The organism is Micromonospora sp. I033, from assembly GCF_053890995.1.
This window is the reverse complement of the sequence record NZ_JBSSLX010000125.1, coordinates 1-17,049: the sequence shown is the minus strand read 5'-3', so window position 1 is coordinate 17,049 and position 17,049 is coordinate 1. Positions and strand designations below refer to the sequence as shown.

The window sequence follows — 17,049 nt, the reverse complement described above, 5'->3', positions numbered from 1 at the left end:
CGGCGCCGGCGAACGCGCCGACGGCGAGCGGCACCAGCGGCGTGGGCAGCACCGGGGCGGCGCGCAGGGTGGGCGTCCAGCCGACGTCGCCGCCGAGGTCGGGATCGTGCGCCGCGTTGTACGCGCCGAGCAGGTCGACCGGGTGCGCCGGGCCGCGGCCCTGGCGCAGCCAGCTGCCCCGCTCGGTGAGCGCGGTGCCGCCCCAGTCGTGAATGACGTCGGCCAGGTCGACGTCGTCGGCCAGGGTGAAGAAGTTGTTCTCGGCGTGGATGGCGGACTGCACGCCGACGCCGAGGGCGTACTCGAAGCCGGGGCCGCCGAGCCGGTAGTGGTTCTCGTGCACGTCGACCTGGCCGAACCGGACCCGGGGAAGCCGCTGGCGGTCGCCGTCGAAGAGGTTGTGGTGCACGGTCACCTTGAGCCGGCCGACGTCCGGGCCGACCGTGTTGGACGAGCCGATCAGCATGAGCTTGTCCCGCCCGGCGAACCGGTTCCACGAGGCGGTGACCAGGCTGGCGGTGTGCGTGACGTCCAGCGACCCGTCGTGCACCTGGTACGGCCGGCCGAAGTGGGTCGGCTGGCCGCTGTCCGGGTTGTCGCCGTCGGTGAACGTGTTGTGGTCGACCCAGACGTGCTCGCTGCGCCGCACCGAGATCTGGTCGTACTGGGAGTTCCAGTTGCCGGTGTCGCCGTCGGTGGGGGACCAGGCCGGGAAGCAGTCCCGCGCGTCGGCGAGGGTGAGGTTGCGGACGATGACGTTGCTGACCCGGTCGATCATCAGGGTCAGCCCGGTGAGGCGGGCGCCGCGCAGCCCGACGATTGTGGTGTTGGAGCCGACGTTGATCTGGGTCTGCCGGGTCTGGTTGGCCACCGAGCGCACCCGGGCGGCCTCCAGGGGCCCGCTCGGGTCGACCCGCCCCCACACCGCCGGGTCGTACGCGGCCAGGTAGCCGTCGAGCGAGTACTCCGGGTCGGCCAGGTCGGCGCAGTCGAGGAGGTCGCCGTCGGGGCCCTCGAAGCCGTCGACGGTGCCCGCCACGTACACGATCTTCGGGGTGGCGTCGGCGGCGTTGGTGGCGTTGTCCCCGCCGAGCGCGGCGACCAGTTCGGCCCGGGTACGCACCACCCGGATCCGGTCCCCGGCGGCGGCCGCGCCACCGGTGGTGCCGGCCCCCTCGGCGGCCCAGCCGTCGTTCACGGGGAGCACCTGGCGGCCGAGGTCCCGGGCCGGGCGGGAGAGCGCCGGGTCGGCCGGCGCGGCCGGCGCGGGTGCGGGACCGGTGACCGCGAGCGCGGCGGCGAGAAGCGCGACGCCCGCTGCTGTTCTACGCATGGCTCTTACCGTCCTGTCAGCTTCAGGTGGCCGATATCTGTGACGGTAAATACGTTGTTTTATGAAAGTCAATGCGTGTTGTGTGCAGGTTTGTTGCAATGGACTGATGCGTGTGATATTGCCCCGACCCGGTGCGACGGGATAGGCGAGTATCTGTCCGGAACGTCCGGGCCGGGGTTTGCACTACCGTTGCGGCGCCTCCCCGTCCGGCAGCTCGATCCGGCACGGCGGCACCGCCCACGGCACCCCCGACTCCGACGGCAGCGCCCCGGACTCGGCGGCCCGCCGGAGCACCGCGTCGACGCCCCGGATGACGCGTACCCGCTGTGGCCCGTCGCCCTCGGTGCGCACCAGGTCGTCGCCGAGCAGGGTCGGCTCCGGCGCGTCCCGTAGCGCCGCCACGATCGCCGTGAACGGCGCGGTCCGCGCCAGCGGCGCGATCAGCGGGGTGCCGGCCGACCGGTGGTCGAGCAGGTTCTCCAGCAGCCCCTCCCGGCCGGGCACCGCGCGCGCCGCCGGGTCGCCGGGCAGCCGCAGCCGGTCGGTCGGGTACTCCAGCACGGCCCGGCCCCGGTCGCCGGTGACGTGTACCTCGCCGGCGATGAACCCCTCGGCGGCCAGGGTGACGGCGGCCAGCACCGGCGGCCCGGTCCGCGGCGTCACCCGCAGCACGGCGGTGTCGTCCACCTCGATGGGGCGTACCCGGTAGCGCTCCACCTCGATCCGGGCCGGCCGGACCGGCGTGCCGCTCGCCGCCTCGGCGACGGCGAGGCACTGCATCACCGCGTGTGCGAGGGGGTTGGCCAGGGCCCCGTCGAGCGCGGGCCGGCCGTCGAGGGTCCGCCGGCCGGCCCAGGGGGAGCGGGCGTAGTAGGCGTCGGTCCGCTGCCAGGCCGCCACCGTGGCGACGGCGGCCACCGTGCCGAGCCGCCCCGCGGCCAGCGCGGCGGTCAGCTCGGCCAGAGCCGTGGAGCCGAGCGCCTGGAAGCCGACCTGCACGGCCCGGCCGGCCTCCTCCGCCGCCGCGGCGAGCCGCCGGTGTTCGGCCAGGTCGAGCACCGGCGGCTTCTCCAGCAGCAGGTCCGCCCCGGCGGCGAGGGCGTCGAGGGCGATCGGCAGGTGGGTGTGCGGCGGGGTGCAGACCACCACCACGTCGGGGCGGACGGCGGCGAGCATGGCCCGGTGGTCGGTGAAGGTCCGCGCGTCCGGCGGGACCGGCGCGGACGGCTCCTCCTCCAGCGGTCGCACGTCGACCAGGCCGACCAGGCGCGCCCGACCGGCGTCGTGCAGCGGGGCGATGGCCCGCCGGTGCCAGCGCCCGTGCCCGTTCGCCCCGACCAGCGCCACCGTGGGCGCGTGCGCCGGACCTGCCGCGGCCGCGCCGCGCCGCGCGGCGTCCGGGCCGGTCATGCCGCACCGGCCAGGGTGGCCCGGACGCCGTGCCGCTCCAGGTCGGTCAGCCAGCCGGTCACGTCGGCCCGGACCTCGTCGTCGGCGGCCAGGTCGGCCGGGAAGACCTCGCGCAGGGCGAAGAGCGCGTCGACCACGCCGGCGGGGGTCTCCGGGGCGGCGGCGAGGGCGGCGCGGATCCGGTCGGCGAGCGGGTCGTCCAGCGGCAGCGGGCGGCCGTCGTCGGCGTGCCCGAGCAGGAAGCGCAGCCAGGCCGCGACCACCAGGGCGGCCCAGCGGGCCGGACGGCCGGCGGCGCGCAGGTCGGCGACGGTGTGCAGCACCCGCTGGGGCAGCTTCTGCGAGCCGTCCATGGCGATCTGGAGGGTGCGGTGCCGGATCGCCGGGTTGGCGAACCGGCCCAGCACCTCCTCCCCGTACGCGGGCACGGAGACGCCGGGTGGCGGGGTGAAGCTGGCCGCCACGTCCTCGGCCACCAGCCGGCGCAGCACGGCGTCCAGCCCCGGCAGCGCCAGGGTCTCGGCGACGGTCTCCGCGCCGGCGAGAGCCCCCAGGTAGGCGGTGGCCGAGTGCACCCCGTTGAGGGTGCGCAGCTTCAGCCGCTCCCACGGGCCGGCGTCGCCGGTCAGCACCGCCCCGCCCCGCTCCCAGGCCGGCCGCCCGCCCGGGAAGTCGTCCTCGACCACCCACTGGGAGTACGGCTCGGCGGCCACCGCCGCCAGGTCGGTCACCCCGAGCGCCCGCCGGGCGGTGTCCAGGGTGTCCGGGGTGGGGGCGGGGACGATCCGGTCGACCATGGTGCCGGGGAAGGTGACCTGCCGCTCGATCCAGCCGGCCGGCCCGTCGGGCACCCGGGCGAGCGCGAGCGCCTGGGTCACCAGGCCGCGCAGCAGGCGGCCGTTGGCCGGCAGGTTGTCGCAGCTGACCAGCGCGACCGGGCCGGCGTCGGCGGCGGCCCGGGCGAGCAGCCCGCGGACCAGCAGGCCCGGCACGGTCCGCGGGGCTCGGTCGGTGGTGAGGTCGGCGACCAGTTCCGGGTCGGCGCGCAGCGCGCCGGTGACCGGGTCGAGCTGGTACGCCTTCTCGGTCACGGTCAGCGTCACCACCCGGATCGCCGGGTCGGCGAGCAGGCGCACCACGGCGGCGGGGTCGCCGGGCGCATGGCGTACCCCGGCGAGGGCGCCGACCACCCGGGTGGCCGCGCCCCCGGCGGCCAGGGTGGTGACGCTGAACAGCGAGTCCTGCGCGGCGAGCGCGTCGACCACGGCGGTGCTACGCGGGGCGACCCCGACGATGCCCCAGTCCCCGCCGGCCACGGCGACCGCCGCCTCGGTGTGCACGGCCTGGTGGGCGCGGTGGAACGCGCCGAGCCCGAGGTGGACGATGCCCGCCGGAACGGTGCCGGGGCGCAGCAGCGGCCGGCACTCGACGGGCAACCGGCGCAGGGTCGCCAGGCCGAGGTGGTCGGTGGTCAGCGCCATGCCGGGCCGTCCGGGAAGCGGAACTCGGCGATCGACTCCGGCCGCATGGTGCTGCTGTAGCCGGGGGCGGTCGGCAGCGGGTAGCGACCGCCGCGGGTGCGGACCGGGTCGACGAAGTGCTCGTGCAGGTGGTCCACGTACTCGACCATCCGGCCGTCCAGGCTGGCACCGACCCGGAGGTAGTCGAAGATCGCCAGGTGCTGGACGTACTCGCAGAGGCCGACGCCGCCGGCGTGCGGGCAGACCGGGACGCCGAACTTCGCCGCCATGAGCAGCTCGGCGAGCACCTCGTCGACCCCGCCGACCCGGCAGGCGTCGACCTGCATGACGCCGATCGCCTCGGCCTGGAGCAGTTGCTTGAAGATCACCCGGTTGGCGGCCACCTCGCCGGTGGCGACCCGGCACCGCCCGCCGGTCAGCTCGGTGACCGCGCGGGCGATCCGGGCGTGGCCGAGCACGTCGTCGGCGTGCGTCGGCTCCTCGATCCAGTACGGGTCGACCTCGGCCAGCGCGGTCATCGCCTCGATCGCCTGGTCGACGTCCCAGACCTGGTTGGCGTCCATCATGAGCAGCGCGTCCGGACCGATCTCGGCGCGGATGGCCCGGGCCCGGCGCAGGTCGTCGTCGAGCGGGCCACCGACCTTCATCTTCATGGCCCGCCAGCCGTCGGCGTACGCGGCGCGGGTCAGCGCCCGCACCTTGTCGTCCGGGTAGCCGAGCCAGCCGACCGAGGTGGTGTACGAGGGGAAGCCGTCCCGCTCCAGCGTGGCGAGCCGGTCGGCGAGGCCGTCGCGTCCCTTGTCGAGGATGGCGGCCGCCTCGTCGGGGGTGAGCGCGTCGGTGATGTGGTGGAAGTCGACGGTGGCGACGAGGTCGTCGGTGGGCGCCTCGGCCAGGAACCGCCACATCGGCTTGCCGGCCAGCTTGGCGCGCACGTCCCAGACGGCGTTGACCAGCGCGCCGGTCGCCATGTGGATGACGCCCTTCTCCGGGCCGAGCCACCGCAGCTGCACGTCGGCGGTGAGCGAGCGCCAGAACGCCACCGGCTCGGCGGCGATCTCCGCGACGGCCCGGCCGCGCACGTGGTGGGCCAGGGCCCGCACGGCCGCGCAGGTGATCTCGTTGCCCCGGCCGTTGGTGAAGGTGAAGCCGGCCCCGGTGGGGCCGCCGTCGGTGGTCAGCTCGACGTAGGTGGCCGAGTAGTCGCCCCGGTTGACGGCGTCCGAGCCGTCGCCGCTGGCGGCGGTCGGGAACCGGACGTCGTGCACGGTGACGTCGGTGATGGTGGTCATGAACCCTCCCCGAACTTGAAGACCCGCTTGGGCAGCCGGTACGCCAGGTCGACGATGGTCTCGGCGGCCTCGTCGGCGGGCAACCGGTGCTCGGCGACGAGACGGGCCAGGAAGCCGGCGTCGACCCGGCGGGCCACGTCGTGGCGGACCGGGATGGAGCAGAACGCGCGGGTGTCGTCGACGAACCCGGCGGTGTTGTAGAAGCCGGCGGTCTCGGTGACGGCCTCCCGGAACCGGCGCAGCACCTCGGGCGAGTCGAGGAACCACCAGGGCGCGCCGAGGTGCAGGGCCGCGTACCCGCCGGCGAGCGGGGCGAGTTCCCGGGTGAAGGTGTCCTCGTCCAGGGTGTAGAGCACCACCCGCAGCCGCGGGTCGTTGCCGTACGCGTCGAGCAGCGGGGCGAGGCCGTGCACGTAGTCGGTGGCCTGCGGCACGTCGCCGCCGACGTCCCGGCCGTGCCGGGCGTGGAGCCAGCGGTTGTGGTTGCGCACGGCGCCCGGGTGCAGCTGCATGACGAGGCCGTCGTCGAGCGACATCCGGGCGAACTCCAGCAGCATGTGTGCCCGGAACGCCTCGGCGTCGGCGGCGTCGGCCCGCCCGCGCCGGCCCCGGTCGTAGAGCGCCGCCGCCTCCGCCGGGTCGAGGGCGAGGGTACGGGCGGTCGGGTGCCCGTGGTCGGAGGAGGTGGCGCCGGCCGCGATGAACGCCGCCCGGCGCCGCCGCAGCGCGGTCAGGTAGCCCGCGTACGTGCCGGTGTCCTCGCCGGAGACCTCGGCGAGCCGGTCCACGTTGGCCGACCAGTTGTCGAACTCCATGTCCACCACGTCGTCGGGGCGGAACGTGGTGACCACCCGGCCGCCCGGCCCGCCCCAGCCGTCGGCGGCGAGCTTGGCGTGCTGGCCGAGGTCGTCCAGCGGCGACTCCGTGGTGGCGAGCACCTCGATGTTGAAGCGCTCGAACAGCGCGCGGGGGCGGAACTCCGGTGCGGCGAGGCGCGCGGCCAGCTCGTCGTAGACCGCGTCGGCGGTGGCCGGGGAGAGCGCGGTGCCCACCCCGAACACGTCGCGGAAGGTCTGCTCCAGCCAGAGCCGGGACGGGGTGCCGCGGAACAGGTGCCAGTGCGCGGCGAAGCGGCCCCAGATGGTACGCCCGTCGGTCTCCACCGGGCTGCCGTCCACGGTGGGCACGCCGAGGTCGGCCGGGGGGACGCCCTGGCTGAGCAGCATCCGGGTCAGGTAGTGGTCGGGCACGATGAGCAGCCGGGCCGGGTCGGGGAACGGGCGGTCTTCCGCCAGCAGGGCCGGGTCGACGTGCCCGTGCGGCGAGATGATCGGCTGCTCGGCCGCCAGGGCGTACAGCTCGCGGGCGAGGGCGCGCTGGCCGGGTTCGGCGGGCAGGAGCAGGTCGCTGCGGGAGATGGTCGGCACGGGGGCGTGACTCCTCGGTCAGGGGAGGGTGAGCAGGTCGGCGACGCGGACGGGCGCGCCGGTGTCCAGGGAGCGGTTCGCGGCCAGGCCGGTGAACAGGGCGAGCGCCCCGTCGTACGCGGTGGCCGCCCGGCCGAGCGGGTCGGGCTCGCCGCCGAGCAGCACCCGGGTCATCCGGGCGTCCGCGCCGCCGTGGCCCTGTCGGGTCCAGCCGTCGACGGGGAGGTCCACCGGCGGCTTCCAGAACGGCCGCAGGGTGAGCCGGGCCGCGCCGTGCTCAACCGCCGCCTCGTCGCCGTGCAGCGCCGCGCCCTTGAGCGCGCCGGCCCCGGCGGGGGAGACGTGGTCGCTCTCGGTGACCTCCAGTTCGAGGCGGCCCCGGCTGCCGTTCACCATCACCCGGTAGCCCTCCCAGGGGGCGTACGCGGTCAGGTGGTAGGTCATGGTCGCGCCGGTGGAGTAGCGGGCCAGCACGGCGAGGTCGTCCTCGATGGTGACGCCGGGGGCGAAGACGTTGCGGTCCCGCTGGTAGCCGTCCTCGGCCTCGGCGTCCAGGTACAGCTCGCGCAGCCGCGGGTGCTCGGCCAGCCGCAGCGCGAACGGGTCGTCGGCGGCGGCGGGGGAGCCGTGCGCCCGGTCGTAGTCGCGGGCGTAGCCGTGCCGGCGGCCGGGCTCGCCGTAGAAGAACAGCCGGCCGGCGGCGTGCACCTCGACCGGACGGGCGTCCAGCCACCAGTTGACCAGGTCGAAGTGGTGGCTGGCCTTGTGCACGAGCAGGCCGCCGGAGGTGGCCTTGTCCCGGTGCCAGCGGCGGAAGTAGTCGGCGCCGTGCCGGACGTCGAGCAGCCACTCGAAGTGCACCGAGCCGATCTCGCCGACCACCCCGTCGGCGAGCAGCCGGCGGACCTGTTCGTGCAGCGGGTTGTAGCGGTAGTTGAAGGCGACCGTGACCCGGCCGCCGGTCTCGGCCACCGCGTCGAGGATCCGCCGGCAGCGGGGCGCGTCGACGGTCATCGGCTTCTCGGTGACCACGTCGCAGCCGGCCCGGAGGGCGGCGGTCACGTACTCGTCGTGGGTGACGTCCACGCTGGTCACCAGCACCACGTCGACCCGTTCCCTGGTCAGCATGGCGGTGAAGTCGGCGGCCCGGTACGTGGGCACCGGCGGGTGGCCCAGCTCGGCCAGCCAGCGGTTGTGCGCGTCCATCCGCGCCTGGTTGACGTCGGCGAGGGCGACCAGTTCGGCGGTGTCGGCGTGGTCGAGGGCGAGCGCGCGGATGAACATCTCGGCCCTGGCCCCGGCGCCGACCAGGGCGTGGCGGACCCGTTCCCGGGCGGGTGGTGACATGGCGTCGGCCTCCCCGGAGAGCTGCAAAGGTTTGCAGCCGAAGAAACCACGCCGGCGAAGACCGCGTCAACGATCGATGGCAAACCGGTCGCTTGTATCCGTATTGATGGGGAAAAGAGCGGCTGCTGGGAGCGGTGCCGCAATCGAGCCGTGACGAAGTCCCGTTGACACGGGAGCAACCGTTTGCATTAATTGGCGGCACCCCCGTGACCGCCACCACATTGGACGAGGAGCCCGCCGTGCCAGCCACCATCCGGGACGTCGCGCGGGCCTCGGGCGTGCACATCTCCACCGTGTCCCGCACGTTCTCGGCCCCGCACCTGGTCAACCCGGAGACCCGGGTCCGGGTGCTGGCCTGCGCGGAGGACCTCGGCTACCGGCCGAACCGAGCCGCTCGCGCGCTCATCACCGGCCGTACGCACAACATCGGCCTGATCGTCGCCGACATCGCCAACCCGTTCTTCCCGCCCCTGATCAAGGCGGCTGAGGGGCAGGCGCGGCACCGCGACTACCACGTCTTCGTGGCCGACACCAACGAGGACCAGGTGGCCGAGGAGGAACTGGTCCACGCCCTGGCCAAGCAGGTCGACGGGGTGCTGCTGTGCAGCCCCCGGATGAGCAACAGCCTCATCGAGCAGGTCAGCCGTGAGGTCCCGGTGGTGGTGATAAACCGCCAGGTCAGCGGCCTGCCCTGCGTGATGATGGACGTCGGCCAGGGAGCCCGGCTGGCGATCGAGCACCTCCTCGGCCTGGGCCACCGGCGGATCGCCCTGCTCGGCGGCCCGCGCGGCTCGTGGACCAACCGGGAGATGCGCCGGGCGGCCGGGGCCGCCGCCCGGGCCGGCGGCGCGGAGCTGACCGTCCTGGGTCCCAACCACCCCAGCGAGACCGGCGGCGGCGCCGTGGCCGAACAGGTTCGCCGCAGCGGTGTCACCGCCGTGCTCGCCTACAACGACCTCATGGCGATCGGCCTGATCGAAGGGCTCGACGCGCTCGGACTCCGGGTCCCGCAGGACGTCAGCGTCGTCGGCGTCGACGACATCGCACTGAGCCGGCTGACCCGGCCCAAGTTGACGACGGTGGCCACGCCGACCGCGGCCGCCGGCCGGACGGCCGTCGACATGCTGCTGCAACACGACTCCGACGCGCCCCGCGGCGCCCGGGGCCGGGGCGCAACGGCCGGCGACCGTCGCACCACCGCACAGGTAATGCTCCAGACCGAACTGGTCGTCCGCGACTCGACCGGGCCCGTCCCACCGCCCGGCCGGGGCGGCACCGGGGCCTGACGTGGTGGCCCGGGCCCGCATCGCCGTGCGGACCCGGGCGACCCGTGGACGGCCGCCGGTGACGTCGTCGCCTCCCACAGCCGAGGAGTGAGCGCAGATGCACCCCGCAACGTCCCCCACCGCCGGTGTGCCCGCCGGGCGGAATCACCGTACCCCCCTGACCCGACGTCGATTCGTGCGCGGCCTGGCCGCCGTCGCGCTGGCCGTGCCGCTCGCCCTGGGCGCGGCGGCCTGCGGCGGCGACGAGGCCGGCGACGACGGCCCGATCAAGCTCTCCATCTTCTGGTGGGGCGGCGACGCCCGGGCCAAGCTCACCGAGGACGCCCTGGCCCTCTACACGAAGAAGCACCCCGAGGTGACCTTCGAGAAGACCTGGCAGGCCAACCAGGGCTACTTCGACAAGCTGGCCACCCTGACCGCCGGCGGCAACCCGCCCGACCTGTTCCAGATCGACGACAACTACCTGGCCGAGTACGCCGGCCGCAGCACCACCCTGGACCTGACCAGCTTCAAGGACTCCGGCAAGCTCGACGTGTCGAAGTTCCCCAAGAGCCTCTGGCAGTACGGCGTGGTCGACGGCAAGCTCGCCGGGGTGGCCGCCGGGGAGAACACCCAGGGCCTGGTCTACAACAAGACCCTGCTGCAGAAGCACGGCCTGCCGGAGCCGACCACCGGGATGACCTGGGAGCAGCACATCGCCTGGGCCGAGCAGGTGGCGAAGAAGGCGAAGGTGCCCGGCACCCAGGACCCGAGCGCCGACTACAAGGCGTTCTGGGTCTGGCTGCGCCAGCAGGGCAAGGACCTCTACAACGGCAAGGACCTCGGGTTCACGGCCGACGACGTGACCAAGTGGTTCGAGCTGTGGAAGGGCGCCCGGGACCGCGGCGCCACCCCCACCGCGGACGTGATCCACGAGGGCAACGCCACCGACATCACCAAGCAGCTCGTGGTCACCGGCAAGGCGGCGACCTCCTGGGTCTGGGCCAACCAGATGCCGGACCTGAAGAAGAACACCAAGGACGAGCTGGGTGTCGTCGCCTACCCGGGCGACCCGAGCGCCCAGTGGGCCCGGGCCTCGATGTACTGGTCGGTGTTCAAGGGCAGCAAGCACCGGGACGTCGCGGTCGACGTGATCAACTTCCTGACCAACGACCCGGAGGCGGTCGCCCTGCTCGGCACCGACCGCGGCCTGCCGTCCAACCTCGACCTGCGCGCCAAGGTCAGCGAGACCGCCACCGACCCGGCCATGAAGCAGTCCATCCAGGTCGAGTCCGAGCTCGCGCAGAAGTTCGGCGAGTCCCCGCAGGTGCCGATCAAGGGGCACAGCAAGGTGCGGTCCGAGCTGACCAAGGCCGCCGAGAACGCCCAGTACGGCCGGACCACCCCGGCCCAGGCGGCCGAGCAGTTCCTGGCCGCCTGCAAGTCCGCGATCGGCTGACCACGCCGACGGAAAGGAGCCGGCCCGTGGCCCTCACCACGGCGCCCGACCGGACCGGACGCACCGGACCGGCCGGCCCCCGCCCCACGCGGCGCGGGGCCGGCCGGGCCCGGCTCGGCGAAGGTCTGGCGGGGTACGTCTTCCTGTCGCCCTGGCTCATCGGACTGATGGGCGTCACGGCGATCCCCATGCTGCTCTCGCTCTGGCTGAGCTTCACCGACTACGACATCCTCACCCCGCTGTCCGAGGTGCGCTGGGTGGGGCTGGCCAACTACGAGCGGATGTTCACCGACGACCCCTCGTACTGGCACGCGGTCCGGGTGACGCTGACCTTCGCGCTGGTGGCCGTGCCGCTCAAGCTGGCCGCCGCGCTCGGCGTGGCGCTGCTGCTCAACCGGACCTGGCGCGGCGTGGGGCTGTTCCGCGGCCTGTTCTACCTGCCGTCGCTGCTCGGCGGCAGCGTGGCCCTGGCCATCGTCTGGGTGAACATGTTCAACCGGGACGGCGCCTTCAACTCGTTCCTCGCCCTGTTCGGCATCGAGGGGCTGCCCTGGGTCAGCGACCCGGACTGGGCGCTGGAGACCCTCATGGTGCTGGCCGTGTGGCAGTTCGGCGCGCCCATGGTGATCTTCCTGGCCGGGCTCAAGCAGATCCCCACCGAGCTGTACGAGGCCGCGGCCGTCGACGGCGCCGGCACCTGGCGGCGGTTCCGGGCGGTCACCCTGCCGATGCTCTCACCGGTGATCTTCTTCAACCTGGTGCTGGAGAGCATCAACGGGTTCCAGGGCTTCACCGCCGCCTTCGTGCTCAGCAACGGCACCGGCGGCCCGGTCGACTCCACCCTGATGTACACGCTCAAGCTCTACATCTCCGGCTTCACCGACCTGGAGATGGGCTACGCCTCCGCGATGGCCTGGGTGTTCCTGGTCGCCATCGCGGTCATCACGGCCGTCTTCTTCAGCACCGGCCGGTTCTGGGTGCACTACTCGGACGGAGAGGATTCATGACCGCCCTCGCCCCCGCCCGCCGCCGTCCGGGCGGCGGCCGGCAGGCCGTGCGCCTGCTCGTGCTGGTCGTGATCGTCGCGGTGGTGCTCTACCCGCTGGTGTGGATGGTCGGCACCTCGGTCAAGAGCCAGGCGGAGATCGTCAACAACGTCGGCCTGCTGCCCGAGCGGTTCAGCCCCGGCAACTACGTGGACGGGTGGACCAACTTCGACGTGGGCTTCGGCCGGTTCTTCCTCAACAGCGCGTTGGTCAGCCTGCTCACCGTGGTGGGCAACGCGCTGTCCTGCCTGCTCACCGCGTACGCCCTGGGGCGGCTGCGGTTCCGGCTGCGCCGGGTCTGGTTCGCCGTCATGATCGGCACCCTGCTGCTGCCCGGGCACGTGCTGATCGTGCCGCAGTACATCCTGTTCCGCAGCCTCGGCGTGGTCGGCGGCGACTGGCCGTACCTGCCGCTGCTCATTCCGCAGTTCCTGGCCACCGAGGCGTTCTTCGTCTTCCTCATGGTGCAGTTCATGCGGGGGATCCCGCGCGAGCTGGACGAGGCCGCCAAGATCGACGGTGCCTCACCGTACGGCGTCTTCCGGCACGTCATCCTGCCGCTGAGCCGCCCCGCGCTGGTCACCACCGCGATCTTCTCGTTCATCTGGACCTGGAACGACTTCTTCCGGCAACTGGTCTTTCTGTCCAACCTGGACGACTACACCGTGCCGGTGGCGCTGACCCTGTTCATCGACTCCACCAGCCAGAGCGCGGTCGGCCCGATGTTCGCCATGTCGGTGCTGTCGCTGCTGCCGGTGTTCCTGTTCTTCCTGGCCTTCCAGCGGATGCTGGTCGAGGGCATCAACACCAGCGGGCTGAAGGGATGAGCGCCGGGCCGCCCCGCCGGGACTGGCGGGACACCGCGCGGGAGGCGAGCGACCTGGCGCTGCTCGGGTTCGCCGTCGCCCTGGCCGCGCTGCCGCTGCTCACCCTGGCCCCGGCGGTCGCCACGGCCAGCGCGGCGCTGCACGACCGGGGCGTCACCGGAAGCTGGCCGGCGCCCCGGACCACGCTCGCCCGGTTCGGCCGCGCGCTCCCGGCCGGGCTGGCGGTCAGCGCCGTCGGGCTCGCGGTGGCCGGCGCGCTCGGCGCCGACCTGATCGCCCTGGCCGGCGGCCGGGTTCCCGGCGGCGGGCCCGCCACGGCACTCACCGCCGTGGTCGCCGCCGCCCTGCTCGGGTACGCCGCCCTGGTCGTCGTCGCCGTCGGACGCACCGGGGGCCGGGGCTGGCGGGCCGCCGCCCGGGCGGCGGCCGGCGCCTGCGCGCAGCGGCCCCGCACCTGGGCGGCCGCCGCCGGGGTGTGCTGCCTGGCCGGGCTGCTCGCCGTGCTGGTCACCCCGGTCGCGGTGCCGATCCTCGCCGGCTACGCCCTGGCCGCCCTGCACGCGGTGGCCGCCCGTCATCCGCTCGCCCGACCGGAGCCTTCGTGACCGCCGACCCGCGCCTGCTCGTGGCCGGCGTCGAGGTGGCCCGCTACGTCGTCCGGCCGGACCTGGACGCGCGGCACGGCCCCCGGCCGTACCTGCACCCGGTGCGCACCCTGGCCGGCACCCCGGTCACCGACGCGCTCCCGGCCGACCACGTCTGGCACCTCGGCGCCTCCCTCGCCGTGCAGGACGTCGACGGCGCCAACCTCTGGGGCGGGCGCACCTACGTCCGGGGCACCGGCTACACCTGGCGGGACGACCACGGCGTCATCGCGCACACCGGCTGGCGGGACCGGGCCGCCGACCGGCTCGACCACGACCTGGAGTGGCGGGACCGGGCCGGCCGGCCGCTGCTGCGCGAGCGGCGCCGGCTCACCGCCACCCCGGCCGGTCCCGACGCCTGGTGGCTCGACGTCGACGCCACCCTGGCCGCCGCCACCGGGCGGGACGTGCACCTGGGCAGCCCGGCCACCAACGGCCGCCCCGGCGGCGCCGGCTACGGCGGCTTCTTCTGGCGGGCCGCCGCCGGCGGGGCGCCCGAGGTATTCTCCGGGGACGCCGCGGGGGAGGAAGCGGTCAACGGCTCGGCCGCGCCATGGCTCGCACTCACCGGCGCCGGGCCGGGCGGCGGGGCGTACACCCTGGTCTTCACCGGGCTGGGCCCCGGCGACCGCTGGTTCGTGCGGACCGCCATGTACCCGGGCGTCTGCGTGGCGTACGCCTTCGACTGGCCGGCCGTGGTCGCCGCCGGACACCCCCGCCGCAACCGGCACCGGGTGCTGGTCGCCGACGGCCGGCTGGACCGCGTGGCGGTGACCGCCCGGCTCGCCCCGGCGGTGGCCGGGTGACCGGCCCGGAGGTGGCCTGCGTCGGCGAGACCATGGTGGTGCTCGCCCCGGCCGCCCCGACCCCGCTGGAGCACGCCGACCGGCTCGCCGTCGGGGTGGGCGGCGCCGAGTCCAACGTGGCCATGGCGTTGGCCCGGCTCGGCCACCGGGCCGCCTGGGTCAGCGCCGTCGGCGACGACCCGTTCGGCCGCCGCGTGCTCCGCGAGGTGGGCGCCGCCGGGGTGGACACCGGCTTGGTCACCGTCGACCCGGCCGCCCCGACCGGTCTCTACCTCAAGGACCCCGGCCCGGAGGGAACCCGGGTGCACTACCACCGGGCCGGCTCGGCCGCGTCCCGGCTGACCGCCCGCGCCCTGGACGACCCGCGGCTGGCCGGGGTGCGGCTGCTGCACCTCACCGGGATCACCCCGGCGCTCTCCCGGAGCTGCCACGACCTGGTGGCGCACGCGCTCGGCGCCCGCCCGCTCCCGGCCGCCCGGGTCAGCTTCGACGTCAACCACCGGCCCCGGCTCTGGCCGGCGCGCCGCGCGGCCCCGGTGCTGCGCGACCTCGCCGACCGGGCCGACGTGGTGCTGGTCGGCCTGGACGAGGCGGCCGCCCTCTGGGGCGTCACCGCACCGGCCGCCGTCCGCGCGCTGCTGCCCGGGCCGGACCTCGTCGTGGTCAAGGACGGCGGGGTCGGCGCGACGGCGCTGCCGCCTACCGGTGCGGGGGTCTTCGTGCCGGCGCTGCCGGCGGCGGTACGCGAGCCGGTCGGGGCGGGGGACGCCTTCGCCGCCGGCTTCCTGGCCGGGCTGCTGCGCGACCTCGACCTGGTGGCCTGCCTGCGGCTCGGGCACCTCACGGCGGTCCCGGCGCTGGCCGCCGCCGGCGACACCGCGCCGCCGCCCGACCCGGCCCGGACGGCCCGCGCGCTGGCGCTGACCGACGCGCAGTGGGCCGCGCTCGTGCCCGCGGACCTCGCCGGTCCGCGGTCGGGGCAGCCCGACGGCGCGCGCACGGTGCAGAATGCGGCCGGCAGCGGCCACGGTGGAGGGAGCAGCGGATGAGCGGGCACGACTTCGGGCCGATCTTCGGCCCCGCCCGGGTGATGGTGATCCTGCGCGACCTGCCCCCCGACGAGACGGTCCGGCTCGCCGAGCGGGCCTGGGACGTCGGCATCGACGTGGTGGAGGTACCGGTCCGCAGCCCCGAAGCGGTCCTCGCGCTGCGCGCCGCCGTGGAGGCGGGCCGACGGCGGGACCGCCTCGTCGGCGCCGGCACGGTCCGCACCCCCGCCCAGGTCCGGCAGGCGGCCGGCGCGGGCGCCGCGTTCACCGTCGCCCCCGGGCTGGACCTCGCGATCGCCGACGCGGCGGTCAGCTACGGCATCCCGCACCTGCCCGGGGTGGCCACCCCCACCGAGGCGCAGCGGGCCCTCGACCACGGCCTGGTCTGGCTCAAGGCGTTCCCCGCGGTCAGCCTCGGCCCGGCCTGGTTCCGGGCGGTCGCCGGGCCCCTGCCCGAGGCGCGGTTCGTGGCCACCGGCGGAATCGACGCCGACAACGCGGGCGAGTTCCTGGCCGCCGGGGTCCGGGTGGTGGCGGTCGGCTCGGCGCTGGCCGACCCGCGGCAGATCCCCCGCCTCGCCGCCCTCGCCGCCGGGCCGGGCTGAGGCCGGTCAGGCCGGGGCGGGGCCGAGGCTGTCCCGCCGCACCAGCTCGGCGGGGAGCGTCTCCACCCGGTCCCGGTCGGCGGCCGGCTCCAGTGCCAGGGTCATGGCCCGGGCGCCCAGCTCGGCCAGCGGCAGCCGGACCGTGGTCAGCGCCGGGGTCACGTCCGCGGCGATCGGCATGTCGTCGAAACCGACCACGGAGACGTCCTCCGGCACCCGGATCCCACGGGCGCGGAGCAGGTTCAGCGCGCCGACGGCCATCGAGTCGTTCAGCGCCACGATCGCGGTCGGCCGCGGCGCGCCGTCCAGCAGCTCCGCCGCGGCCCGGGAGCCGCCGTCGCGGGTGAAGTCCGCGTACCGGATCCGCGCCTCCGGCAGCGGCTCGGCCAGGCCGGCGGCGAGCCCGGTGAGCCGGTCGGTGGTGGTGGTGAGGGCGCGTGGGCCGGCGAGCACGCCGACCGTCCGGTGACCGAGCCGGCGCAGCTCCGCGCCGAGCAGGCGGGCGCCCTCCTCGTGGGCCGGCAGGACGGCGTCCCCCCGGTGCGGGTGCCGGCCGATCAGCGCCACCCGCCCGCCGGTGGCGGCGTACGCGGCGAGCCGCTCGTCGAGCAGGGCGTTGACGGTGGGGTCGTGGTAGCCGGAGCCGGCCAGCACGATCGCGGCGACCTGCTGGGCGCGGAGCAGGTCGACGTACTCCACCTCGCGCTCCGGGTCGCGGTAGCTGTTGCAGATGATGACCAGCCGGCCGCGCTCGGTGGCGACCCGTTGCAGCCCCCGGGTCACCTCGGCGAAGTACGGGTCGGACACGTCGTGCACCAGCACACCGACCACGCTGCGCTGCGGCCGGGCGAGCAGCTGGGCGTGCGCGTTCGGCACGTACCGCAGCTCGGCCACGGCCTTCAGCACCCGCGCGCGCAGCTCGTCGGCGACCGGCTTGCTGCTGCCGTTGATGACCCGCGACGCGGTCGCGGGGGAGACGCCCGCCCGACGGGCGACGTCGGCCAGCGTCGCCATGCCACCCCCCTCGCACACCCCGGTGGCCGAGAGGCTACCGCAGC

The 17,049-nt window shown here is 75.0% G+C and carries 15 protein-coding genes; 8 read left to right on the top strand and 7 right to left on the bottom strand.

Annotation, left to right across the window (positions count from 1 at the left end):
• From ACW0Q9_RS20050 to ACW0Q9_RS20025, 6 genes are all read right to left on the bottom strand, one after another.
• On the bottom strand, nt 1-1,333 hold a 1,333-nt coding region (locus ACW0Q9_RS20050; protein WP_456183493.1), incomplete at its 3' end, for a pectate lyase family protein.
• A gap of 183 nt (nt 1,334-1,516) precedes the next feature.
• The gene (locus ACW0Q9_RS20045; RefSeq protein WP_456183490.1) at nt 1,517-2,743 is read right to left on the bottom strand and encodes a Gfo/Idh/MocA family protein; all 1,227 of its coding nucleotides are present in this window, start codon (nt 2,741-2,743) and stop codon (nt 1,517-1,519) included.
• Nucleotides 2,740-4,224: a mannitol dehydrogenase family protein gene (locus tag ACW0Q9_RS20040; RefSeq protein ID WP_456183488.1), complete on the bottom strand. Its 1,485-nt coding sequence runs from the start codon at nt 4,222-4,224 to the stop codon at nt 2,740-2,742. The genes ACW0Q9_RS20045 and ACW0Q9_RS20040 overlap by 4 nt, the downstream gene beginning before the upstream one ends.
• A complete protein-coding gene (locus ACW0Q9_RS20035; RefSeq protein WP_456183486.1) occupies nt 4,215-5,516 on the bottom strand; it encodes an enolase C-terminal domain-like protein in 1,302 nt (433 codons plus the stop codon). Before ACW0Q9_RS20035 ends, ACW0Q9_RS20040 begins: the two co-directional genes overlap by 10 nt.
• Nucleotides 5,513-6,943 carry a glucuronate isomerase gene (gene uxaC / locus ACW0Q9_RS20030; RefSeq protein ID WP_456183484.1) on the bottom strand — a complete coding sequence of 477 codons (1,431 nt, stop codon included), beginning with the start codon at nt 6,941-6,943 and terminating at the stop codon, nt 5,513-5,515. The genes ACW0Q9_RS20035 and uxaC overlap by 4 nt, the downstream gene beginning before the upstream one ends.
• 18 nt (nt 6,944-6,961) lie before the next feature.
• Nucleotides 6,962-8,290, bottom strand: coding sequence for a Gfo/Idh/MocA family protein (locus ACW0Q9_RS20025; RefSeq protein WP_456183482.1), 1,329 nt, complete (start codon nt 8,288-8,290; stop codon nt 6,962-6,964).
• Nucleotides 8,291-8,529: 239 nt separating this feature from the next.
• On the opposite strand from ACW0Q9_RS20025, the gene ACW0Q9_RS20020 reads away from it, so the two are divergent.
• From ACW0Q9_RS20020 to ACW0Q9_RS19985, 8 genes are all read left to right on the top strand, one after another.
• Nucleotides 8,530-9,576 (top strand): LacI family DNA-binding transcriptional regulator, encoded by a 1,047-nt coding sequence (locus tag ACW0Q9_RS20020; RefSeq protein WP_456183480.1) that lies wholly within the window; start codon nt 8,530-8,532, stop codon nt 9,574-9,576.
• Nucleotides 9,577-9,673: 97 nt separating this feature from the next.
• On the top strand, nt 9,674-11,014 hold the full coding sequence (locus ACW0Q9_RS20015) for an ABC transporter substrate-binding protein (protein ID WP_456183478.1): 1,341 nt from the start codon (nt 9,674-9,676) through the stop codon (nt 11,012-11,014).
• Nucleotides 11,015-11,040: 26 nt separating this feature from the next.
• Nucleotides 11,041-12,021: a carbohydrate ABC transporter permease gene (locus ACW0Q9_RS20010; RefSeq protein ID WP_456183476.1), complete on the top strand. Its 981-nt coding sequence runs from the start codon at nt 11,041-11,043 to the stop codon at nt 12,019-12,021.
• Complete coding sequence (locus tag ACW0Q9_RS20005; protein WP_456183474.1) at nt 12,018-12,887, top strand: carbohydrate ABC transporter permease; 870 nt, start codon at nt 12,018-12,020, stop codon at nt 12,885-12,887. Before ACW0Q9_RS20010 ends, ACW0Q9_RS20005 begins: the two co-directional genes overlap by 4 nt.
• On the top strand, nt 12,884-13,492 hold the full coding sequence (locus ACW0Q9_RS20000; RefSeq protein ID WP_456183472.1) for a hypothetical protein: 609 nt from the start codon (nt 12,884-12,886) through the stop codon (nt 13,490-13,492). Before ACW0Q9_RS20005 ends, ACW0Q9_RS20000 begins: the two co-directional genes overlap by 4 nt.
• Nucleotides 13,489-14,337 carry a DUF6807 domain-containing protein gene (locus ACW0Q9_RS19995; protein ID WP_456183470.1) on the top strand — a complete coding sequence of 283 codons (849 nt, stop codon included), beginning with the start codon at nt 13,489-13,491 and terminating at the stop codon, nt 14,335-14,337. Before ACW0Q9_RS20000 ends, ACW0Q9_RS19995 begins: the two co-directional genes overlap by 4 nt.
• Nucleotides 14,334-15,386 carry a sugar kinase gene (locus ACW0Q9_RS19990; RefSeq protein WP_456183468.1) on the top strand — a complete coding sequence of 351 codons (1,053 nt, stop codon included), beginning with the start codon at nt 14,334-14,336 and terminating at the stop codon, nt 15,384-15,386. Before ACW0Q9_RS19995 ends, ACW0Q9_RS19990 begins: the two co-directional genes overlap by 4 nt.
• Complete coding sequence (locus ACW0Q9_RS19985) at nt 15,383-15,991, top strand: bifunctional 4-hydroxy-2-oxoglutarate aldolase/2-dehydro-3-deoxy-phosphogluconate aldolase (protein ID WP_456183466.1); 609 nt, start codon at nt 15,383-15,385, stop codon at nt 15,989-15,991. The genes ACW0Q9_RS19990 and ACW0Q9_RS19985 overlap by 4 nt, the downstream gene beginning before the upstream one ends.
• Nucleotides 15,992-15,997: 6 nt before the next feature.
• Here the strand turns inward: ACW0Q9_RS19985 and ACW0Q9_RS19980 are convergent, their stop codons facing one another.
• Nucleotides 15,998-17,005, bottom strand: coding sequence for a LacI family DNA-binding transcriptional regulator (locus ACW0Q9_RS19980; RefSeq protein WP_456183495.1), 1,008 nt, complete (start codon nt 17,003-17,005; stop codon nt 15,998-16,000).
• Nucleotides 17,006-17,049: the final 44 nt, after the last annotated feature.